This is a genomic window from Amycolatopsis aidingensis (genome assembly GCF_018885265.1).
In the GTDB taxonomy this organism is placed as follows: Bacteria; Actinomycetota; Actinomycetes; order Mycobacteriales; family Pseudonocardiaceae; genus Amycolatopsis; species Amycolatopsis aidingensis.
Genome location: NZ_CP076538.1, coordinates 3693401 through 3714202 on the forward strand (window position 1 = coordinate 3693401; position 20802 = coordinate 3714202).

Here is a 20802-nt window from a genome sequence, read left to right on the forward strand (position 1 = left end):
TCGGATCCCGAAGAAGGCGAAATGATGTTGACCCGCCACCCGCCATCGAGATGAGCCGAACGAATACGACGGCTGGTCGGCTGGCTCGGCGATGCGACATCGGGTTGTCTGGTCACTGCCAACCGGTCCCGAGACCACCGTGCCGGTGCCGTAGCACCGCCAAGTGCAACCCCTGCCACCATGTCACGGTCTGACAGCGCCGCTGGGCACCGCACCGCCTCCCACGCCCGAACGGTGGGTGCCGTTCCGCGCTGTTCACCACCCGGACGACTCGGAGTGATCACCCGTCAACTCCGGTTGAATCTGGAGGGCTGTTCGGGTGAAGCGTGACCCACCCCGGGTTGCGTGTGTGGCACCGAAGACATGGGTTACACCTTGCTAGGGGACATCGTTAACACGAATCGCGTTCGCGTGATCACGATTGGTGCCTGTTGTTGGTTGGCAGGACATTGGGAGGCGGGCGTCGGCGAGTCCGGTCAGGACGGCGATCCTGACGGGGAGCCATCGAGTCGATGGGCGAGTCGCAGCAGGTAGCCGACGAGCGACTCGCCGACCAGCGGATCGAGACTGCGGGGAAGAGACTTGATCTCGCTCTTCGGGCGGGGTCGGGATGTGACCACCGGCCCGGCGCCCACCACAGTGCTTCGTCAGCGCCGCTCAAGAACGTTGCGGCGTGGATACTTGTCGGTGATCACCGGAACCGAGTTAGTCGTTCCCGTAATCGGGCTCGTCGGGGAGGTAGTCGTCGACGTCGCCCTCGACTTCAAATTGAGTGTCCAGTTCCGCCTGGTTGATAAGGTCGTAGCTATTCAAGATCAACTGGCAGAATGGGCAACTGAAGTAGTCGGCGCCGACGGTCAGGGTCACCGAGGTGTCGTCCCAGTCGCTGACCTCATACTCCTCAGGCCCGTAACCGGTGACCTCCGGGTAGTTGATCTCCACGTCCACCACTTCGTCGCCTTCGAGGAGTCCGATCGAGCCGCAAGCAGGACAAGTCGTAGCCTCGCTGTGGGCCATCTGCGCTGATAACGAGTGTCCCGTCTTCCACTCGGCGGTCACCTTCGCGGAGAGGGTCCCGTCGAGCCATTGCTGTCGGCGCTGTTTGGCCCTCTCGATCAACGCCTCGGTACGTTGCTCGAGATTTCTGGCATTCTGTTCGAGATACGCGGTTACCGTGCGTTCGCGATCGGCGCCCACCAACTCCTCAATGTCACGATCAAGCGCTGTGACCAGGGTGGCAGCCTGCGCCCAGTATCGGGGCCACCAGGCGTGCGGCGGGATCGCCAGGAAGCCGACTCCACTGCTGTGAAGATACTCGTTTCGCCCATTGATGATCTTCATGGCTTCTGCCTGGTCGAATGGCTTAAACGCCTTGTGACAACGAGCCATTAGGGTTTTTGCACGCACAGAGGTGAACCTGGCGTCCCCCTGGATGAGTCCGCTTGCGATGAGGAGGTTAGTGCCCTCCTCGTTCGGTTCCGCGATCAAGAGCGGTGAGACGCGGGAGAGGGCAGCCTTGGCCAACAGTTCGAGTGCCAGGGCGGACCAGAGCGCCTGCTCGTCGAATGACCTGACTCCGTCGTCCATCGCACGGTTGATGAACAGCTTCGCCTTGATCCAGAGGGATTCGTGGTCGAATGGTTTGGTCATGACGCCTCGCGGTTCAGACGGAAGCTGACTCGTTGGATTTCTCGCTGCGGCTCGTGGGCGGCCGAAGCTCGGGCATGCAGGACTCGACGATTGTCGATGAAGAGCACTTGGCCCGGTTCGTTCCACTGGTACTCGGTCGCGGCACTCGCTGCATCCTCGAAGAATTGCACTGTTTGATGTGCGCGTGCGTCGCTCGGCAGCATGCAGCCCGGGTCATAACGCAGCCGACCTTGCGCATATGCCGTGGTGAAGAAGCTATCGTTCCCCCTGCCGATCAGAAAGACGCCATGCTGCACGAATCCTGGCACTCCGCCGACATTGTTCCAGAGAAGCGTTGGTGTCGTACTGGTAGTTTCGCAGGTGAGGACCACGATGTCGGGAGGTTCCGGCAGGTGGGCGCCATCGGTATGCAGAGGTTGAGCGCCTTTGCCATAGCGTGCGCTCAGGGAGTTGGGGGCCGCGTCAGCCGGGTCGAGCGGCCGCAGAGTAGCGACGGCTGAAGCGCCACGACGTATAGGCACCGGGGTCCATCCAAGCATCTTGGCGTCGAACTGCACCTGATCGATGCGCCCCTGAGCTGTCGCCCACCCTGTGTTCCTGCTCCTACTGAGCAGATCCTCCAACATCCGAGCCATGCGGCAATCTTGACCGATGCTGTCCTGGTCCCGCCACCGGCCTTGAGATCGGGCACGGTTGGCACTGTGTCCCGGTCTCCGCCCACTGAGTGTCGATGTAGGGGCGGATGGGCTTCGCGCTCGGATGAACCCGGTCCGTGTCGGGTGACCGACAGTCCGGTCGCTCGGCGGGTGGACGCTCTAGCCAACGAGGTTCTCGGCGTAGGCGTCCAGAAGCGTGCGCAGTGCCTTGTCGTGAGGCCGTGTGCAGGGCTTCTGGAAGCGGGCCAGAGGCGTAGCCGCTGATCCGCTAGGTGTTGCGCTGCTCGGCGGGTTGCGGGTCGCGCAGCGGATGCGGGGGCGAAGACGTACTCGGTGCCGGTGAAGCGGGCCTACAAGTAGATCGACGCGCTCTGGCATTCCGGTCGCAGATCTGGAGTTGGCGTCCGTAGCCGGTCTCCGATTGGCCTCCGTTGCTCACAGAGCGCTCGATACACGGCGACACTGCCCGACACCAACGCCGATGAAAATGCGCCTGACCTGCACGAACTAACCCTAGACGACACTATGCGGCACTCGTGACACTGCATTCCCACAGATCAAAATTCTGGGGATGCTTCCTTCGCGCATGCGGGCGGCCACAGATATGGAGTGGTGGCTGGTTCGGTTCGTGTTGTGCGCGTACGTGGAACCGCTGGTGGCGGCGGGATCCGATGAGTTGGCACGTCCGCCGAGGTGGACGGCGTAATCGGCCGCTACCTGCGACGATGATCTCATGCAGGTGCACACAGACAGTGATCGACGCCGGTGAAAGCGGTGATCACCGCCGCAATCGGTGTCGGTGCTTTGTTGGTGCTGGCCCCGGTGCTGCTCTACACGTTCCGGCGCGTCGCGACCGTTGAAGTGTCGGCGCGTCATAGGGTCGCGTTGCTCTCGGCTGCCGCCACGGCGATCACCTGCGTGACTGCCTGGCCGTGGGTGCTGACGGCCGTGGGCGTGCTCATAGTCATACTCGGCGTTCCGGCCGCGCTGGTCGATGCGGTCGAGCATCGGATCCCGAACATGCTCAGCTTGCCGCTGGCGGCGGGCACCGGCGTTGCGCTGCTTGTTGGAGCGCTGCTGACCGGAGCGTCTGGTCAATGGTGGCGAGCGCTGCTCGGTGGGGCGATCTGGGGAGGGCTGCTTCTGCTGTCCTTCGCCCTCACTGGCGACCCGGGCCCAGGCGACGTGAAGCTGGCGCTGAGCTTGGGCATGGTGCTGAACTGGTGGGGCTGGAGCTGGCTGATCGCCGGGATCGCGCTGTCGTATATCCTCGCCGCGCTGCTGGCCCTTGCCGGTCTGCTATCTGGTCGGCTGCGGATGCGGGACAGCCGGATCCCGATGGGTATGCCGATGTTGGCCGCTGCCGTCGCGGTCGCCACAGCGGCCGCCCTGGCATAGCGCGCGATCACCCGACCCCCGCGAATCAAATGAACGCTTCGGTCCGCGTGTCTCGGTCGCAAACGCGGGTCGCCGCGATTCGCGCGATGTGGGAGGGCCGGAAGCGTGTGGGAACGATCAGGGTTGCCGGAGGACGATCTCGACCGGGCCGCCGAAGAGGTTGTTCGGCGATTCGAGGTGGACGAGTCCGATGCCCGTGAGCTGGTGGACGTGGTCGCCGAGGCTCTCGAAGAAGGCGGGCCGGCGGTCGAGGACGCGATCTGGCACGTCGGCGAGGAGGAGCCGACCGTGTCCGGTGTGGGGTTCGTCGAGGACGTCGCCGACCACCTCGGGTATGACCTCGGTGATCGCTGATGATCCTGCGGGTGGCCACCTACAACATGCTCGAGTACGGCATGCACCCCGAGTGGCCAGGGGAGTGGGATCGCTACGACCGGGTGGTGCGGGTGATGCGTGAGGTCGATGCGGATGTCTGGGCGCTGCAGGAGCTGGCCGGCGAGTCCGCGTTGCGCACGGTGGCCGATGCGATCGGGATGGAATGCGGCGTCGGTGCGGATGACGGGATCGCGAGGCGGGTGGCGTGCGATCCTGGTGGAAGGGGTTTCGGCGTCGGCCTCATGTGGAGGCACGGCATCGCGGCGGTGCCTGGCACGCTGTGCACCTACACCGACGATCTGTACTTTCACGGCTTGGTGAAGGTCGTGCTCGATGTGGGTGGGTTACGGCTGCAGGCCGCGTCGACGCACCTCACCCCGTTCGGTGGGCCGCAGATCGCGACGGAGGCACGGCGGGTCGTGTCGAACCTGGTGCGCCCTGACGGTCGGCCGCCCGGCATTGTCGGCAGCGACAGCAACGGCATCACCGGCGACCGGGTCCGCCGCCTTGACGGGAGTTGGGACTGGCACGCCGCCGATCCGTATGTCGACCAGGCCTGGCACGACGCCTTGGTCTGGCAGTGCCGGTGGAGCTTCGACGCGAAGACGGGACGTCGGGTCCATTGGGCCGACCGGGAAGCCGGGGAGGTGCTGTGGACCGGCGGTTTGTACGAGGCCGGCGCGGTACTGGACGCCCCGGTCGCCCCGACGGTGGGCCATTGGCCGAGCGACGATCCCTACGGTCCCCGCGACATCGACCACCTGCGGGTCACCCGAGAGCTCGTGCCGGCCGTGCGCGCCGTCGGCGTGTACCGCACCGAGCTGGCGCTGGCCGCGAGTGACCACCTGCCGAAGGTGGTGGAGCTGGATCTGTCGAGAGTGGACACAAACGCAGTGTCGACGGCCGGTCATTGAGCGGAAGGCAGAAAGGACAGTGTCCATGGGTCAGACACAGGCCAGTGCTCGTCCCAAAGTGGTGTCCTTGGTGATCGAGGACCTTGCCGGCGAACGGTGGACGGCCAGCCCGTCGCTGACGAGGGAGCCCGGTTCGAAGGCCACGGCGCTCGGCTGGATTGTCGCGCTGCTGTTACTGGGCGGCTCGGTTTTCGCGTTCGCCGGGTTCCTGGTGTGGACGGTCAGCGTTGTCCGGAACTGGTGGGCCGGAGTGCCGGAGCTGGGCTACGGCGTGGCCGTCAAACTCACCGGCATCGTCGTGCTGAGCGTCTTCGTCGGCACGTTCATCGACACCCTGGCCAAGCGGGCGCTCGGTGTGCGGAAACCCGGATAGTTAGCACGAACAACTACCATTATAAGCGGAATGTAATCGGGTTACTACGTTACGGTGAATCCGTGGGTAACGGGCCAGTTCAGGGGCTTTCCGGGCATATCTTGGACGGTCCGGACGCGATAGCGAGGAGGGTGCGCGGCCGGAGCTGAGGGGGTGGTGAGCGATGCGTGTTCGACGCGCGGCTTTGCTCGACGTGCTGCGGCACGGCGAGTTCCGGGCACTGTGGGGCGCCGAGGCGATCTCCGTGCTGGGGGACCAGCTAGCGCGGGTCGCGCTGGCCCTGCTCGTGTTCGATCGCACCTCCTCGGCTCTGTTGACCGCGTTGACCTACGCGCTGACGTTCACGCCCGCCATCCTGGGCGGCTGGCTGCTGTCCGGTCTGGCGGATCGGTATCCCCGCCGCCGGGTGCTCGTCACGACGGACCTGGTGCGGGCCGGGCTCGCCGCCGCGATGGCGATACCCGCCCTGTCGTTGCCCGTTCTTTGGGTGCTGGTCTGCCTGCTGACCTTGGTCTCGGCGCCGTTCAAGGCCGCCCAGCTGGCTCTGCTGCCGCAGGTCCTGCCGACCGAGCGCTACCAGGCCGGCCTGGCCGTCCGCCAGATGACCGCGCAGCTGGCGCAGGTCGTGGGATTCGCTGGCGGTGGGGTGCTGGTGATGGCGGTGACCGTCCACGGCGCACTGCTGTTCAACGCCGTCACGTTCCTGGCCAGCGCCACGCTGGTCGCCGCCGGGGTGCGGGCCCGGCCTGCGCCCCACTGCGACGCGGAACCGGACACTCCGGACGTGGCAGCTTCGGGTGCGAGCTGGCGCAGGCTGGTGCCGCCGTTCGCGCTGGCGAGCCTGATCGGGCTGTACGTCGTGCCCGAGGGACTCGCGGCTCCCTATGCCGGAGCGCTGGGTACGGCGGCCGCCAGCGTCGGCTTGCTGCTGGCGGCCGATCCGATCGGCAGCGTGCTGGGCGCCTGGTGGGCCTCGCGAAGCGCCACCGGCGAGCCACCCACCTGGCGGTCCGTCACGGTGCCCGCCGCGGCTGCCGGCCTCCCGCTGGTCGTCTGCGTCCTCGCGCCGAGCCTGGTCGGCTCGGTGGTGCTGTGGGCGATATCGGGAGTCCTGTCGACGCTCTACCTGATCCGCCTGCAGGCCGTGGTGGTGGCGATCGTTCCGGACGCGCGCCGCGGCACCGTGCTGGGCCGCCTCACCACCTGTCTGTACGCCTCCCAGGGTGTGGCGATCGTGCTCGGCGGCGTCCTGGCCGAGCAGTGGGGACCGATCGTCGCGGTGGCGGCCGCGGGCGGACTGGGTACCGCGCTGGCGGCCGCGATCGCGACCGTCCGGCGGGAGGCTCGTCCCCGGCCGGTAGCGCTGGCCGAGGACGAGCCCACGTCAGGCGGTCGAACGGATGGTCGTCACAGGTCCTTGTTGCGCATGACTACCTCCTCCGGCGGGGCACCGAGCGGCCCTCCGGACCTCAACACTGGTGACGAGGTCGGCGAGCCGTCGTCACGGACAGGAAACGGAAGCGGGACCAGTATGACCGGGGCACCTGCAGTTGAGCGATCGTCCCGAGCCGGGAGACGCGGCTGGGCCTTGTGGACCCAACCGCGCAGGTTCGTGCTCTACCAGCTCGGCGTGACCGCCGCCGCGGCCGCGGTGTCGATCCTGGTAGCGACTTCTGCCACGATCCAGAGCGCCGATCTTGCCACATTGACGATCATCGTGGCGCTCGGTCTACTGGCGGCGGAACTGTCCCGCCAGATCGAACGCCGGCGCCGCCGGTTCTCCGACACCCCGCACGTGAACTTCAGTTCGGTCTGGACACTGGCGGCCGCGCTGCTGCTCCCACCGGTGCTGATCTCGGCGGTCGCGATCGTCCTCTATGCACACCTGTGGGTGCGCAGCTGGCGCGGCGTGATGGGGATCCGCGCCTACCGGGTCGTGTTCAGCACGGCCAACGTCATCCTGTCCTGCCAGGTCGCCGCCTGGAGCGCCCGGCAGCTCGGACTGATCCCGCTGGGCCAGGACGCGACGGCGGCCACCGCACTGACCCTCGTGCTGGTCGTGGTGCTGTACTTCGTGGTCAACTCGGGCATCGTCGCGACCGCGATCGCGCTGCTGAACCCCGGACGATCGGTCACCGGCCTGGTCGGCTCGTTCAGCGAGAACGTCCTGGAGCTGGCAACGCTGTGCCTGGGCGCGGTGACCGCCCTGCTGCTGAGCTGGCAGCCCTGGCTGGTGACGCTGATGGTCGTGCCGCTGTACGCCCTCCATCGCAGCGTGCTGATCCGGCAGCTGGAGCGCGCCGCCACGCGGGACTCCAAGACCGGTCTGCTCAACGCCTCCAGCTGGCATGCGCTGGCACGGACGGAGCTCGAGCGGGCGAGCCGCCACGGCACGACCGTCGGCGTGTTGATGATCGACATCGACAACTTCCGGCGGGTCAACAACGAGCACGGCCACCTCGCCGGTGACGAAGCGCTCCGCGCCGTGGGCGAGGTGCTGCAGCGGGAGGTGCGTGACGACGACCTCTGCGGCCGCTTCGGCGGCGAGGAGTTCGTCATCGTGCTGCCCGGCGTGGCCGGCACGGACCTGGTGACGATCGCCGACCGGGTCCGGACCCGCGTGGCCGACACCGAGATCACCGTGACCCAGGGCGCGCTGCCCGGCTCGGCGGATCGCCTGAAGGTGAGCGTGTCCATCGGCGCGGCGAGTTTCCCCGCGGCCGGGACATCGTTGGAGGAGATCCTGCTGGCGGCCGACACCGGCCTGTTCGCCGCGAAGGACTCGGGGCGGAATCGCGTCGTGATGACGACGTGAACCGCTTACCCGCCGACCTGGTTCGGCGGCAGCGACTGCGGTGAAGGTGGCTGCTCGCGGTACTCCCGTGCCCAGTCCACAAGGGTCCGGGACGCCCGCAGCAGACCCCGCCCGGCCGGGGTGAGCCGGTACCACACTCCACCCCAGGTGCCGCCCTCCGCGCGCCGCTCGATCAGGCTGTGGCCTTGCATCCGCTTCAACGTTTCGGTCAGCACCTTCTTGCTGAGCGGCTTGTCATGGGAGACCCACCCGGTGCGTTCCTCGACCTCGTTGATCTCGCTGAGAAGCTCCCCGAACCGCCGCTCGCCCGAGGCCAGCGTCGCGAGCACGGCGATCGTCCAGTCTCCGTTGAGAATGGCCAGAGCCTCGTACACGCTCTGCCGGTAGGGCACATCCCAATCAGCCACCCAGCTTGCTTACCACGATCAGTATCACCGGGCGACGAATCTCGACTTCGGCATCGGGTGACAGCTTCTCGCGCGCCGGATCCGATCACCTATCCGGGTGAAGAATGCTCGGGTGAGTCCGGGGTTCCCCGGTAGTTACCTTGCAATCACCCGACAACGGCGCGCTACACCAGTCCCTACCCGGCGCGGTGCTGGGAAACGGGAGCAGGTGGCCGGCCGGTAGCGGCAACCGCGGTCGGCCGGCCACCACAACCCCGTTCGGAGACGTCCGCAGGACGAAACCGGAGGGCAGGTGCAGGGGCATGGGCACACGGATCTCCCTCATCGCGGAGCGCCGACGGCTGCGCCGATCCGGCGAATCGAACTCGGACTCCCCGGTTCGCCGGGTATGCCGGGCCGATTCTGCGCCAAACTGGCTGGTCCACATTTCTGGCCGGTCAGAACAAAGGAGTGCTCGGTAATGACTCGTCGCGCGGGCTCGGTCCTGATGGTCGCCGCTGTCGCATGGGGACTCACCGGTTGCTCCGGTGACGAAGCGGTACCCGATGAGGCGCCGACCACGACAGCGTCGCCGTCGACAACCTCCGCGACGCAGACACCGGAGGACGCGGCAGCGCAGGCCGCGCTCGAGGTGTACGAGGGCTACTGGCGGGTCAGCGAGGCGGCCGAGAAGGATCCGGACGGCAAGGACTGGCGCGCGGAGCTGGGCAAGTACCTGGTCGATCCCGAACTCACCCGGCACGTGCTGGAGATCGAGAACCTGGCATCGGTACCCGCGCACATGGTCGGCAACTACCAGCGGTCGCCCGAGGTCACGTCGGTGTCGCTCAGGGAAGACGATCCGCGCGTGACGATCACCGACTGCCTCGACCGAACCCAGCTGCAGCTGGTCAGCGATAAGCCGGGGGAGGAAGGCAAGTCTCTCGACCATCCCGACCAGCCGCGGCGTTACGAGTTCGAAGCCCAGGTGGTCCGGTACCCGAGCCTGGACAACCAGTGGTTCGTCCAAGTCGTCGACGCCCGGCTGGAGGAACCATGTTGAAAACGAGCGGCCTGGTCCTCGGTGGTGTCCTGTGCCTCGGCGTGATGACCGCGCCCGCGCATGCGGGCGGACCAGGTTGCGAGTCGTCCGGCGTGCGCGGCACCTGCTGGGTGGATGCCACCGACCCGGGTCGGCCCGGGGCAGGCAGCCCCGGAACGAACCGGGGATCGGCGCCGGGGCAGAAGGTGTCCGGGAAGAAATCCGGGTCGGGTCCGCAGTGTGCTCCGATGAGCATGCCGCAGCCCGCGGCGGGCGATCCGATGTGGGCGGGCCGGGATCCCGGTAAGGGCCGCCTGGTCGCGATGATCTGCGGGCTTCCGGGGCTGGGTGGCGGCAGTGGGGATGTTCGCGTCGTGTACGTGCCGGAGGGGCGGCGGGGCCGACCGTCCCGCAGGTGTCGCCTGCCGAGCTGGCGCAGCGGGCGATCGAGCAGATGGGATTGTCCGCGCCCGACATCCGGCTGGCGCCCCCGGCGACCTCGCCGCATGGGGCGACGGTGGGTTTCCCGGTGTGGATGTGGAGCGGCCGTAGCGAGGCCACGACGGGCCCGGTGACCCGGACGGCCAGCGCGGGGGCCATCAGCGTGACCGCCACCGCGAGGCTGGCGCACATCACCTGGTCGATGGGGGATGGCAGCTCGGTCCGGTGCGACGGCCCGGGTACCCCGTTCAGCGACAGCCGGGCCGGTGAGGCATCCCCGACCTGCGGCCACGTCTACCGGGCGAAGGCGCCGGGCGGCGCGTTCCCGGTCGCCGCGACCGGTCACTGGGAGATCCGCTGGTCCGGCGGCGGCCAGAGTGACTTCCGCACGATGGATCTGACCTCCACCGCGCGGCTGCCGGTGCGGGAGGTCCGCACCCTCAACACGGATCCGCGGGGGACTGAACGATGCCGGTCACCACCCCCGCGCAGATCCAGTCGACCACTGCGGGCCCGAGCGACCCGCCGTCGCCCGCTCCGCTGCGCCCGCCGCGCCGACGACGCTCGAAATTGCTGGTGCTGACCGGGCTGGTGTTGTCCGCGCTGTGCACCACCGGCGTGGTGTGGGTGTTCCACAGCGGCGACGCGACGGTGTCTGCGGTGGGCGTGGCTAGCCCGGTGCGCTACGGCCAGACGATCACCGAGGGCGCGCTGCGGGAGGTGCGTGTCCGGCCCGATCCCGGGTTGCGGCCGGTGCCGTGGGATCAGCGTTCCCAGCTGGTCGGCAAGCCCGCGACCACCGACCTGATCCCGGGCGGGATCGTGACGCCGGAGGCGGTCCGCGGCGAGCTTCCGCCGATCCCGGGGCAGCAGCTGGTCGGGGTGGCGGTCAAGCCGGCGCAGGCCCCGGCCACCCCGCTGCGACCGCGGCAGCCGGTGTTGCTCGTGCCCTCCAGCCAGGGCGGTAGCGGGGCCGAGGAGTGGGAGCCGGTGCGCGGCACCGTCCTGCGGGTGGGGGAGCGGGACGCCGGTGGGCTCCGGGTGGTCGATGTCGTGGTGCCGGAGCGCAGCGGGCCCCGGCTGGCGACGAGGGCCTCGGCCGGCACCGTGGCCATCGTGCTGCTGCCGGGCGGGTGATCCGGCATGTTGATCTCACTGGTTTCGCTCAACCGCAGTCCCGGTGTCTCGGCCGCCTGCCTGGCCCTGGCCTGGCGCTGGCCCCGGCACGCTCTGGTGGCCGAGTGCGATCCCACCGGCGGGCAAAGCCTTGGCGTGCTCGATCCGGACGGGACGTGCGGGCGCCGCGGGATGTTCGAGCTGATGCTGGCCGCCCGGTCGCGCCCGCTGCACCAGGCGTTGTGGGGCCAGGCGGTGACGTTGCCGGACGGCAGCGGCCGCCACTACCTGCTGCCCGGCCCGCGATCGCCGCGGGAGGCCGAAAGCCTGCACTGGCCACGGCTGACCGGCCTGTTCCACGAGCTCGACCCGATCGACGTGCTCGCCGACTGCGGCCGGCTGCGGCAGCGCGGCACACCGCACGGGCTGCTGGCCGCCTCGGACCTTGCGGTGCTGCTGGTGGCCAACAACCGGCACTGCCTGCGCACGATGACGGCCTCACTCGAGGTCGCCCGGGAGGAGGCCGGACTGGTCGGCGCGGGCGACGACGGGCTCGCGGTGGTTGTGGTGCGCGGCGATGCCCGGACGACTCAGGGGTTCCCGATCGAGGAGATCACCCGCCAGCTCACCGCGCGTGGGGTCCCCGTGCTGGGGGAGCTGCCCTGGGATCCGTCCGGCGCTGCGCAGCTCACCGATGTGCATCGGCCCGGACGCCGGTTCGACGCCTCGCCACTGCTGGCCGGTGCCGAACGGCTGGCCAGGGAGATCGGTCGGCGAGCGCTGGCCCGGAGGCAACGCCTGCGTGGCAAGCCGCAGGCCCCGGCACGGCACCCGGTGAACGGGCAGCGATCGCCGGAGCCCGTGGCGTTGCGGCACCGGGAGCGGGTCCAGGCCGCGACCCTGCCGCCGGTGCCGCGGCCGCCCGCCGGGCGTGCCGTCGTAGAGGCGGGGGAGGGAGACTCCCGTGTCGGTTGACCTCACCGGAAACCGCGGGGTCCGGATCAACGGCCACCCGGTGCCCCTCGGCGCATACCGGGGGAGTGCGGTGCCGGGCGTGGACTTCGACGGTGCCGACGAGCTGGTGGACAGGGTCCAGCAGCGGCTGGCGCCGCGGGTGCAGCGCGAGTTGACCCGCCGCGCCGAGCGCACCGATCCGGCCACCACCGACCGGGACGAGCGTGCGCTCGCGGGCAAGTTCGTCGATGACGTCCTCGCCGAGGTGATCAAGGAATGGGCCGGGCAGGGCAGGCAGTTCCTGACCGCGGAGCAGGAGTTCACCGTCAAGCAGGCGGTGATGGCCGAGATGTTCGGCCTCGGCCGGCTGGAGCCGCTGCTGGCGGACGAGGCCGTGGAGAACATCGACATCGTCGGTAACGAACCCGTGCTGCTGTCCTACGGCGACGGCACCGTGGTGCGCGCGCCGCGGGTCGCGCCGACGGACGAGGCGCTGATCGGGCTCCTGCAGCGCATCGCGGCCCGGCGGGGCCGGACCGAACGTCCCTTCAACCGGGCGCACCCGCTGCTGAGCATGGAGCTGCCCGGTGGCGAGCGGCTGACGGCCGCGTTCGACGTGACCGACCGGCCGCATGTGTCCATCCGGCGCTACCGGCTGCGCGAGATGTCGCTGGAGGACCTGCGTGCCCGGGGGATGCTGTCGACCGCGCAGCTGGCGCTGTTGCGGGCCGCGGTGCGTGCGGAGAAGAACATCATCGTCTCCGGCCGGCAGAAGGCAGGCAAGACCACGTTGCTGGGCGCGCTGTGCCGGGAGATTCCGCAGACCGAGCGGTTCGCCACCCTGGAGACCGAGTTCGAGCTCGGGCTGCACCGCCTCCGCGATCGCTTTCCCGGCGTGGTGCCGTTCGAGGTCCGGGAAGGCAACTCCGAACGGCTGGAAAACGGCCGTCCCGTGGGCGGGATCGAGCTGGCCCGGCTGGTGTGGCACGCGCTGCGGATGCACACCGCGCGCATGGTCGTCGGGGAGGTCCGGGGCAACGAGGTCATCCCGATGCTGGACGCGATGTCCACCGGCGGCGCCGGATCACTGTCCACAGTGCACGCCCGCAGCGCCAGCATGGCCATCGAACGCCTGGTGTCCCTGTGCCTGGGCGCCAACGCGGCCTGGACCACCGAGTTCGCCAACCGGATGGTGGCCGAGTCGATCGACCTGATCGTGCACGTCGACCTCGTCGCCGGACCCGGTGGCCTGGACCGGTACGTCTCGGAGATCGTGTCGGTCGAGCTGGGGGAGCAGGGTCGGGCCTCGCGGACCTACCTGTTCCACCGGGCTACCGGTGTGTCCGGGGGAGGATTGGGGCGGCGCTCGGTGCCGGCCGGGTTCGTGCCCACCGACATCGAGGACTACGCCCGCGCCGGGTTCGACCGGGCCTGGTTGACCGGCGGAGGCGACGGCGACTGGATGCTCGATCGCGTGAGCGCACCGGACGGGGTCCGGCATGGTTGAGTTCGCGCTGGCCGTGCTCGGCGCCGGGACCGGCGCCGGCCTGACCCTGGTGCTGGCCGGGCTCCTCGGCCGCGACGAGGACGACCGGCCCGCATTCCGCCGTAGCAGGGACCTGCGCGCCTGGTGGGCGCGGCGACCGCACGCGGAGCGGTGGCGGTGGCCGCTGGGCGCCGCCACCGGTGCCGCGGCGTGGCTGGTGACCGGCTGGCCGGTGGCGGGCCTGGCGGTGGCCGGGCTGGTGGTCTTCCTGCCCTGGCTGTTCTCGGCCGGCACGATCGCGCGCCGCCGCATCGAGCGGCTCGACGCCATCGAGGACTGGTTGCGGCACCTCGCCGACGTCCTCGGCCCCGGGCACGTCGGCCTGGTCAGCGCCCTGCAGGGCTCCGCGCGGGAGGCGCCCGCCGCGATCGCCGTGGAGGTGAACACCCTGGCGCAGCGGCTGCGCACCTGGGATGTGCAGCGGGCGCTGCTGGCCTTCGCCGAGGAGATCGACGATCAGGTCGGCGACGCCGCCGCGGCCGGGCTGTGCGTGGCCCACCAGCAGGGCGCCGGCGTGGCCCGGTTGCTGCAGCGACTCGCGAGCGCGGTCGCCGACGAGGTCACCGCGCGCCGTAGCGCCGAGGCCGAGCGCGCCCGGCGCCGCTCCACCGCGCGGATCCTGCTGGCCCTGTGGGCCCTGATCTTCACCGGCTTCGCCGCCTTCGGCAGCGGCACCTACACCTCCCTGTACGACACGACCACCGGCCAGCTGGTGCTGGGCCTCGTGCTGGCGCTGGTCGGGCTCGCGGCCGTGTGGCTGCGCCAACTGGGCGTGGAACCGTCGGCACCCCGGTTCCTCGCGTCCTCGACAGGCGGCAGGCCATGACCACGCTCGGGCTGCTCATCCTCCTCGCGCTCGGCACCGCGACCGGCATCACGCTCGTGATCGCGGCCCTCGTCCCCGGCAGGCCCCGCCTGGCCGACGTCCTCGAGGACCGGGAACAGGCGACCACGCCGCCCCCGCGGCACCCGGCGTTCGCGCGCCTGACGCGGCTGCTGGAGCACACGAACATCGCCGCACCCGAAGACGACCTCGACCTCGTCGGGCAGTCCCGGGAGTCGTTCCTGCTGCAGCGCGCCGGACTCGCCTTGGGCGGGGCCCTGTGGGTGCCGCTGCTGAGCGTGATCCTCTCCGTCGGCGGTGTGGCGCCACCGGCGTTCCTGACCGTGCTCGCCGCGCTGGCCGCCGCGCTGGCCGGGTGGCTGCTGCCCCCGTCGCTGCTGCGGCACAAGGTCCGGCGCGCCCGCACCGCCTTCGGGGGCGCGCTCGCCAGCTACTGCGACCTGGTCGCCCTGGGGCGGCTCGGCGACCGCGGCCCGGTCGAGGCGCTGCGCTACCCTGCGACCCTGGGATCAGGATGGGCGTTCCGCCGCATCCGGCAAGCCCTGGACGAGGCCGTGCTGCGCGGCGACATGCCCTGGGACGGCCTGCAACGGCTCGCCGCGTCGATGGGCGTGTCCCAGCTGAAGGACCTGGGCCAGATCCTCACCAGCGCCGGGCAGGGCGGGGCGAGCATCGTGGACACGCTGCGGGCCAAGGCCGCGGCGATCCGGCAGCAACAGCTGGCCGACCGGAAGGCCACCTCGTCCATCCGCTCGGACCGGATGGACATCCCCATCGCGCTGATGGGCATCGCCTTCATCGTGTTCCTCGCGTTTCCCGGCATGTACCACCTGCTCGCCGGATAGCAGAAAGAAGAAACCAATGTTGAACACCTGGACACAACGACTCTTCCTCCTCGCCATGGCGATCGTGAGTCACTGCGCGACCCGCCGACAGCAGTTCACGCAGGAATCGGAGCGGGGTGACGAGAACATCAGCAAGGTCATGTACGCCGCGCTGGCGGTCACCGTCGGCACGATCATCGTCGCCGCGATCACCGCGTTCGTGAACGGGAAACTGCCGGTCATCGGTGGGCAGTGAACCCGGCATGCGCACCATCACGCCGTGGCTGCTGCGGCTGCGCGGGGAACGCGGGGACGACAACGTCGCCGCCGTGTTCACCTGGGCCGGACTCCTGCTGATCGTCTGGGCCGTGTTCCAGGTCGTCGTGGTGTTCCTCGGCCGCAACGTGGCACTGGACGCCGCCCGGGACGGCCTCAACATCGCCCGGCTTCCACCGGTCGACACCGCCGCTGCGATCGAGACCGCCCGCACCCACACCCGCGAGGCCACGACCGGGTGGCTGTCCAATGTCGACGCCACCGCCACCAGCGACGGGCAACACGTGACCGTCACCGTCACGGCCGACGCCGCCTCCCTCATCCCCGGCGTGCGCATCTCGGTGCGCCACACCGCCACCGGCCCGATCGAACGGCTCCAACCATGACCAGGCTGCGCCACCTCGGTGGCGAGCGCGGCGACGTGACCATCGAGGCCGTCTTCGGCGCGGTGGCACTGATCGCTCTGTTCGGGCTCGTCCTGGTCGGAATGCGGGTCATCACCGCGGAGTCGGCCGTCAACGAGGCCGCACGCTCGGCGGCCCGCGCCGCCTCCCTCGCCCACGACGGCCCCTCCGCCGCGGCCACGGCCGAACAGCGGGCACGCTCCACGCTGGCCGAGCAGGACCTGGCGTGCGGCTCGCTCACCGTGCACGTCGACGCGGCCGACTTCGGCAAGCCACTGGGCGAAACCGGATACGTCACCGCCACGATCACCTGCGAGGTCCCCTACAGCGACCTCGGGTTCCCCGGAATCGGCGGATCCACCACGGTCCGGGCCGAGTTCCGCAGCCCCATCGACCGGTACGGCACCCGAGCCCTCGCACCCACACGCTCCGCTATGGACCGTGCCGGTCCAGACAGGGGACTGCGATGACACCGGCCAACACGAGCGACTCGCCGGTGCTCACCGTCCGGTTCACCGACGGCGAGGACACCCTGCTACGAAACCCCGCCGTGACGCGAGCCCGGCTGCGCCGTCACACCCTGCTCGCCGCGACCTCACCCGGCGGGCTGCTGGCGGTCGTGCTGTCGACCGGGCTGGTCATCGGGGGCATCACCACCCCCGGTGGCGAGGTGATGAGCTGGATCGTCGCCGTCCTCGGCGTCCTCGCCGTGCTGCACACCGCCATCGGCCTCGTGGTGAACGGGCGACTCGACGAGCACAACCACCCCCGCACCGCCACTTGCTGGCTGGAACGCACCCCTGGCCGCTACGTCTACCGCGGCTCGGACTTCCTCGACCTTCCACCCACGATCAGGCACGAGGCCACCGGCATGATCGACGCCGTCGCCCACCTGCACACCGGCCCGGCCGCGCTCCGGCTGACCCGCCGCCACCTGCGCCACATCCACCACTTGGCCTGGCGCGCCCTGGAACACCTCGACCGCGCCCGCCCAGCGTTCGACACCCAGCAACCCCTCCGAGACCCCAACCTCGCCCCGGCCACCCGGCAGGCCACAACCCGCATCGAGGAAGACCTCACCCACCTCCGCCACGACCTCGCCGCCTGCGCCGACCTCGCCGAGGCGTGGACCACCATACCCAGCGAACCCGGCGCACCCCAGTGCCTCCACACCCTGCTCGACACCATCGAGGAACGACTCGCCGCGCTCGCCGCCGACGTCCAGCGCCTGCTCACCGCAACCACCCGCGAACCGACCAAACCACCACCTCCCACCAGGGCTCGGGCGTGGTGGCACACCCTGCGGCACCCGCTGCGCGGGGAACGCGGCTCCGCCTCCGTGCTCGTCGTCGCCCTGAGCGCCGCGCTGATCATCGCGATCGCCATGGCCGTGGACGGCTCCCGCAAGGCCCTGGCGTCCTCCCAAGCCGCCTCGATCGCCGAAGAAGCCGCCCGAGCCGGTGGCCAGGCACTGCGGGTCCACGCGCTGGCCACCGGCCAGGACGCCACGGTCGAGCCGCAACAGGCCGCCGACGAAGCCCGTGCCTACCTGGCCGCTGCCGGCGCGGCCGGAACGGTCACCATCCAGGGCGACCGGCTCGTCGTCCGCGCCACTGTCACCAAGCACACGATCTTTCTCGGCGTCCTCGGCATCGGCGAGGTGTCCGCCAGTGCCACCGGCGCCGCGAACCTGGTCTCGGCCGGCTGACAATCAGGGGAGGAGCACGGGATGCGCACCCTCAACCACCTCGGACGGGTACTGGCAGCACTGCTCGCCCTCGCCACGCTCGCCCTCGCCCCACCCGTGCTGCTGTGGCTGTTCCGGTCGGCGTTCCTGCCCGACCACCTGCCCACCTGGCCCGAGATCACCGGCTGGCTCACCGAGCGGGACACCGGCGAGGTCTTCCTCGGCATGCTGGTCCTGGCCGGGCTGATCGCCTGGCTGCAACTGGTGATCGCCCTCGGCGTGGAGACCGCCGCGCTGGTCCGCGGTACACCGGCCCCCCGCCTGCGCGGCATCCGCTGGGCCCAGATCACCGCCGGAGTCCTGCTCGCGGTGATCACCAGCACCGCCACCGCCGGCGCCACCGAAACCCCACCGGCCGCACCATCCAGCACCCTCGTATCGACCACCACACCACCGGCGCCCGGCGACAGCACGGCCGCACCACCCGCCGATCCCGCCCCGGCTGACGACCACCCCACCGACCCCGCACCGAGCGAGATCCACACGGTGCGGCCCGGTGAGAGCCTGATGAGTATCGCCAGGGACCGCCTCGGCAACGAGAACCGCTACGACGAGATCTTCGACCTCAACTGCGGCAGACCCCAGAAGACCGGCGGCACACTCCGCGACGTCGCCCTGATCAAACCCGGCTGGGAACTCCTCCTACCCCCAGCCGACACTCCGGCCGCGCGCACCGAACCGGCATACCGGGTCAAACCAGGGGACACCCTCTGCCAGATCGCGCGGGACACCCTCGGCGACGAGCACCGCTACCTGGAGATCTTCGAGCTGAACAAGGGCATAGCCCAGCCCGGCGGCACGCACCTGAATGACCCCGACCTGATCTACCCCGACACCCTCCTGCGCATCCCCAACACACCCGCCGAGCAGCCACCGGAACCCCCGCCACCCCGCCGCTCCACGGAACCACCGGATGCCCCACCACCCTCAACCGCCCCCGAACTCGTCGCACCGCCCCCAGCCCAACCGCCCGCACCCCAGGCAACCGAGCCAGCCAACGACGCCGAATACGAAACGCCCATCCCGCTCCTCGCGGCGGGCGTGGGCGGGCTCCTCGCTGCCGGAATCCTGGCCGTCCTCGGCGCCAGGCGGATGCTGGCCCACCGGCGCCGCCTCCCCGGCCACCGCCTCAGCCACCTCGAGGTCCCCGGTGACCTGGAAACCGCGCTCCGCATGACGGAGCAACCCGCCACCGCGCACACCCTCGACGCCTCCCTGCGCACCCTGGCCGACCACCTCCGCCGAGCCGACCGGGAACTACCCGCCGTGCGCTCGGCCGTCGTCGGAGCACGCGGCATCACCCTGCACCCCCACCTCCCCGACGGCGTGGCAGCTCAAGACGCACCGGCACCCTTCCGTGGCGGAGACGGCACGGACTGGACCTTGGACCCGAACGTCGAGCTGCTCGACCCGCAGACGCTGGACACGACCCCGGCCCCATACCCGACGTTGGTGTCCCTCGGCCACGACACCAATCGCGACCTCGTCCTGGTCAACCTGGAACAGATCGGCGCCATCGTCCTTACCGGTAGCACCGACCAGATCGAAGCGGTCCTGCTCGCGATGGCCTGGGACCTGGCTGCGGCCACCTGGGCCGACCACCTGGTCGTCACCCTCGTCGGGATAGGCCAGACCACCGCGGCGCACAACCCCGGTCGGTTGCGCTACACGGCGACCGTGGACGACGTCCTCGACACCTTCCAGCGCCGGGCCCACGAGGTCGCCACCAGCCTGCACGAGGCAGGGACCACCTCGATCGGCGCCGCACGTGGACACGACACCGCCGAGGACACCTGGACACCGGAGATCATCCTCTCCGCCCACCCGTTCACCGCCGAGCAACAGGACCGCCTGCGCGACCTGGTCGCCACCGACGGGCCGGCCACCAGCCTCGCCGCCGTGATCACCGGGGGAGAAGCCGAGGACGCGTTGCCCGGCGCCTGGCACATCGACGTCAGCACCCCCACTACCTGGATCGAACAGCTCGACCGCGAAGTCGAACTGCAACGCCTCACCCCTGCCCAGGCCAGCGAGCTCGTCGCCGCGCTGGCCGCCGCGGACAACGCAGTCCAGGTACCCGCCGAGGACTACCACGGCGTCCCACCCGAACCCACCCACATCCCCGAACCGCTCGACCCCGACGACCCGCGGGCCGGTGGTCCAGCCTTCCGCGCCGAGCTCGACGCCGTCCTCGATCAGCCCACCACCAGCGGCGAGACCGACCAGCAGCACCCGGACGTCCCCGAGATCCGGGTGCTCGGCCCGGTCGGGCTGCACAACGTCGACGTCACCCAGGTGGAGGCCAAGAAGCTCAACCGCCTCACCGAACTCGCCGCCTACCTGGCACTGCATCCCGGCGTGACCTCCGACGAACTCTCCCGGCAACTGGGCACGAGCACTCAACCCTGGTCGGCGGCCACCCGGCAGGGCTACGTATCCCGCCTGCGCACCTGGCTCGGCCGCGACCACGACGGCCAGCTCTACCTCCCCAACGTCGACGCACACCACGGCGGCTACCGCCTCTCACCCGCCATGCGATGCGACTGGCACCACTTCCAACACCTCGCCCACCGCGGCCTCCGCCACGACCCGGCCGACGGCCTCGCCGACCTGCAGCAGGCGCTGAACTTGGTCCGCGGCATGCCCTTCTCCAACATCCCCCACCGCCGCTACGCATGGAGCAGCTGGCTGCAACGCGAGATGATCGACGCCATCGTCGACGTCGCCCACACCGTGGCCGACACCTGCCAAAAAGCCGACAACCTCCCCGCCGCCCGCCGCGCACTCGCCCGAGGACTACAAGCCGAACCAGTCAGCGAACTCCTCCACCGCGACCTCCTCCGCGTCGAGTACCGGGCAGGCAACCTGGCCGGCGTCAAGGAGACCGCCGACAGACTCGACGAACTCGCCACAGCCCTGGACATCGAACTCGACGAGGAAACCTCCGAACTCGTCCACAAACTCCTCCAACCGCGCTACCGCGCTTCCATCGACCAGCGCGTTTGATGGGAGAGCAGCGTTCCGGTGCGGGACTCGGTGAG

General features: G+C 69.9%; 20 protein-coding genes. 17 read left to right on the forward strand and 3 right to left on the reverse strand.

The genetic code is table 11. The features are described 5' to 3' along the window. Positions 1 to 705: 705 nt before the first annotated feature. Together KOI47_RS16875 and KOI47_RS16880 are read right to left on the reverse strand one after the other, a co-directional pair. Positions 706 to 1650, reverse strand: coding sequence for a hypothetical protein (locus KOI47_RS16875; protein ID WP_216216885.1), 945 nt, complete (start codon positions 1648 to 1650; stop codon positions 706 to 708). Next, positions 1647 to 2285, reverse strand: coding sequence for a TauD/TfdA family dioxygenase (locus KOI47_RS16880; protein WP_216216886.1), 639 nt, complete (start codon positions 2283 to 2285; stop codon positions 1647 to 1649). Before KOI47_RS16880 ends, KOI47_RS16875 begins: the two co-directional genes overlap by 4 nt. A gap of 786 nt (positions 2286 to 3071) precedes the next feature. On the opposite strand from KOI47_RS16880, the gene KOI47_RS16885 reads away from it, so the two are divergent. From KOI47_RS16885 to KOI47_RS16905, 5 genes are all read left to right on the forward strand, one after another. Then, positions 3072 to 3704: a prepilin peptidase gene (locus KOI47_RS16885; protein ID WP_216216887.1), complete on the forward strand. Its 633-nt coding sequence runs from the start codon at positions 3072 to 3074 to the stop codon at positions 3702 to 3704. A 105-nt stretch (positions 3705 to 3809) separates the two neighbouring features. Continuing rightward, a complete protein-coding gene (locus KOI47_RS16890) occupies positions 3810 to 4058 on the forward strand; it encodes a hypothetical protein (protein WP_216216888.1) in 249 nt (82 codons plus the stop codon). Between the two features lie 41 nt (positions 4059 to 4099). Beyond that, on the forward strand, positions 4100 to 4993 hold the full coding sequence (locus KOI47_RS16895) for an endonuclease/exonuclease/phosphatase family protein (protein ID WP_332461473.1): 894 nt from the start codon (positions 4100 to 4102) through the stop codon (positions 4991 to 4993). Positions 4994 to 5018: 25 nt separating this feature from the next. Beyond that, positions 5019 to 5366, forward strand: coding sequence for a hypothetical protein (locus tag KOI47_RS16900; RefSeq protein WP_216216890.1), 348 nt, complete (start codon positions 5019 to 5021; stop codon positions 5364 to 5366). Between the two features lie 163 nt (positions 5367 to 5529). Further along, positions 5530 to 8181 carry an MFS transporter gene (locus KOI47_RS16905; protein WP_216216891.1) on the forward strand — a complete coding sequence of 884 codons (2652 nt, stop codon included), beginning with the start codon at positions 5530 to 5532 and terminating at the stop codon, positions 8179 to 8181. Positions 8182 to 8186: 5 nt separating this feature from the next. Here KOI47_RS16905 and KOI47_RS16910 read toward each other — a convergent pair whose 3' ends face one another. After that, a complete protein-coding gene (locus KOI47_RS16910; protein WP_216216892.1) occupies positions 8187 to 8588 on the reverse strand; it encodes a winged helix-turn-helix transcriptional regulator in 402 nt (133 codons plus the stop codon). A 460-nt stretch (positions 8589 to 9048) separates the two neighbouring features. On the opposite strand from KOI47_RS16910, the gene KOI47_RS35675 reads away from it, so the two are divergent. The 12 genes from KOI47_RS35675 (at position 9049) to KOI47_RS16970 (ending at position 20767) form a co-directional block, all read left to right on the forward strand. Continuing rightward, positions 9049 to 9630 carry a hypothetical protein gene (locus KOI47_RS35675; protein WP_232376797.1) on the forward strand — a complete coding sequence of 194 codons (582 nt, stop codon included), beginning with the start codon at positions 9049 to 9051 and terminating at the stop codon, positions 9628 to 9630. A 394-nt stretch (positions 9631 to 10024) separates the two neighbouring features. Beyond that, positions 10025 to 10633 carry a hypothetical protein gene (locus tag KOI47_RS16920; protein WP_232376798.1) on the forward strand — a complete coding sequence of 203 codons (609 nt, stop codon included), beginning with the start codon at positions 10025 to 10027 and terminating at the stop codon, positions 10631 to 10633. Beyond that, on the forward strand, positions 10627 to 11187 hold the full coding sequence (locus KOI47_RS16925; RefSeq protein ID WP_232376799.1) for a flagellar biosynthesis protein FlgA: 561 nt from the start codon (positions 10627 to 10629) through the stop codon (positions 11185 to 11187). Before KOI47_RS16920 ends, KOI47_RS16925 begins: the two co-directional genes overlap by 7 nt. Before the next feature lie 6 nt (positions 11188 to 11193). Then, complete coding sequence (locus tag KOI47_RS16930) at positions 11194 to 12141, forward strand: hypothetical protein (protein WP_216216894.1); 948 nt, start codon at positions 11194 to 11196, stop codon at positions 12139 to 12141. Then, entirely contained in the window at positions 12131 to 13627 is a 1497-nt protein-coding gene (locus KOI47_RS16935) for a CpaF family protein (protein ID WP_232376800.1), read from the forward strand. The genes KOI47_RS16930 and KOI47_RS16935 overlap by 11 nt, the downstream gene beginning before the upstream one ends. Continuing rightward, positions 13620 to 14492: a type II secretion system F family protein gene (locus KOI47_RS16940; RefSeq protein WP_216216895.1), complete on the forward strand. Its 873-nt coding sequence runs from the start codon at positions 13620 to 13622 to the stop codon at positions 14490 to 14492. Before KOI47_RS16935 ends, KOI47_RS16940 begins: the two co-directional genes overlap by 8 nt. After that, positions 14489 to 15355 (forward strand): type II secretion system F family protein, encoded by an 867-nt coding sequence (locus tag KOI47_RS16945; RefSeq protein WP_216216896.1) that lies wholly within the window; start codon positions 14489 to 14491, stop codon positions 15353 to 15355. The genes KOI47_RS16940 and KOI47_RS16945 overlap by 4 nt, the downstream gene beginning before the upstream one ends. Positions 15356 to 15410: 55 nt before the next feature. Further along, positions 15411 to 15590 (forward strand): hypothetical protein, encoded by a 180-nt coding sequence (locus KOI47_RS16950; RefSeq protein ID WP_216216897.1) that lies wholly within the window; start codon positions 15411 to 15413, stop codon positions 15588 to 15590. 7 nt (positions 15591 to 15597) lie between these two features. Further along, positions 15598 to 15996: a hypothetical protein gene (locus KOI47_RS16955; protein ID WP_216216898.1), complete on the forward strand. Its 399-nt coding sequence runs from the start codon at positions 15598 to 15600 to the stop codon at positions 15994 to 15996. Next, on the forward strand, positions 15993 to 16484 hold the full coding sequence (locus KOI47_RS16960) for a hypothetical protein (RefSeq protein ID WP_216216899.1): 492 nt from the start codon (positions 15993 to 15995) through the stop codon (positions 16482 to 16484). The genes KOI47_RS16955 and KOI47_RS16960 overlap by 4 nt, the downstream gene beginning before the upstream one ends. Beyond that, positions 16481 to 17722, forward strand: a complete 1242-nt coding sequence (locus KOI47_RS35680) for a hypothetical protein (protein ID WP_232376801.1) — start codon at positions 16481 to 16483, stop codon at positions 17720 to 17722. Before KOI47_RS16960 ends, KOI47_RS35680 begins: the two co-directional genes overlap by 4 nt. Positions 17723 to 17743: 21 nt before the next feature. Then, positions 17744 to 20767 (forward strand): LysM peptidoglycan-binding domain-containing protein, encoded by a 3024-nt coding sequence (locus tag KOI47_RS16970; protein ID WP_216216900.1) that lies wholly within the window; start codon positions 17744 to 17746, stop codon positions 20765 to 20767. Positions 20768 to 20802: the final 35 nt, after the last annotated feature.

Coding starts and splice junctions, on each gene's coding strand:
- KOI47_RS16905 (WP_216216891.1), top strand. CDS start 5,530: ATGCGTGTTCGACGCGCGGCTTTGCTCGACGTGCTGCGGCACGGCGAG.
- KOI47_RS16900 (WP_216216890.1), top strand. CDS start 5,019: ATGGGTCAGACACAGGCCAGTGCTCGTCCCAAAGTGGTGTCCTTGGTG.
- KOI47_RS35675 (WP_232376797.1), top strand. CDS start 9,049: ATGACTCGTCGCGCGGGCTCGGTCCTGATGGTCGCCGCTGTCGCATGG.
- KOI47_RS16895 (WP_332461473.1), top strand. CDS start 4,100: ATGCACCCCGAGTGGCCAGGGGAGTGGGATCGCTACGACCGGGTGGTG.
- KOI47_RS35680 (WP_232376801.1), top strand. CDS start 16,481: ATGACACCGGCCAACACGAGCGACTCGCCGGTGCTCACCGTCCGGTTC.
- KOI47_RS16880 (WP_216216886.1), bottom strand. CDS start 2,285: ATGGCTCGGATGTTGGAGGATCTGCTCAGTAGGAGCAGGAACACAGGG.
- KOI47_RS16875 (WP_216216885.1), bottom strand. CDS start 1,650: ATGACCAAACCATTCGACCACGAATCCCTCTGGATCAAGGCGAAGCTG.
- KOI47_RS16970 (WP_216216900.1), top strand. CDS start 17,744: ATGCGCACCCTCAACCACCTCGGACGGGTACTGGCAGCACTGCTCGCC.
- KOI47_RS16955 (WP_216216898.1), top strand. CDS start 15,598: ATGCGCACCATCACGCCGTGGCTGCTGCGGCTGCGCGGGGAACGCGGG.
- KOI47_RS16945 (WP_216216896.1), top strand. CDS start 14,489: ATGACCACGCTCGGGCTGCTCATCCTCCTCGCGCTCGGCACCGCGACC.
- KOI47_RS16930 (WP_216216894.1), top strand. CDS start 11,194: ATGTTGATCTCACTGGTTTCGCTCAACCGCAGTCCCGGTGTCTCGGCC.
- KOI47_RS16950 (WP_216216897.1), top strand. CDS start 15,411: ATGGCGATCGTGAGTCACTGCGCGACCCGCCGACAGCAGTTCACGCAG.
- KOI47_RS16960 (WP_216216899.1), top strand. CDS start 15,993: ATGACCAGGCTGCGCCACCTCGGTGGCGAGCGCGGCGACGTGACCATC.
- KOI47_RS16940 (WP_216216895.1), top strand. CDS start 13,620: ATGGTTGAGTTCGCGCTGGCCGTGCTCGGCGCCGGGACCGGCGCCGGC.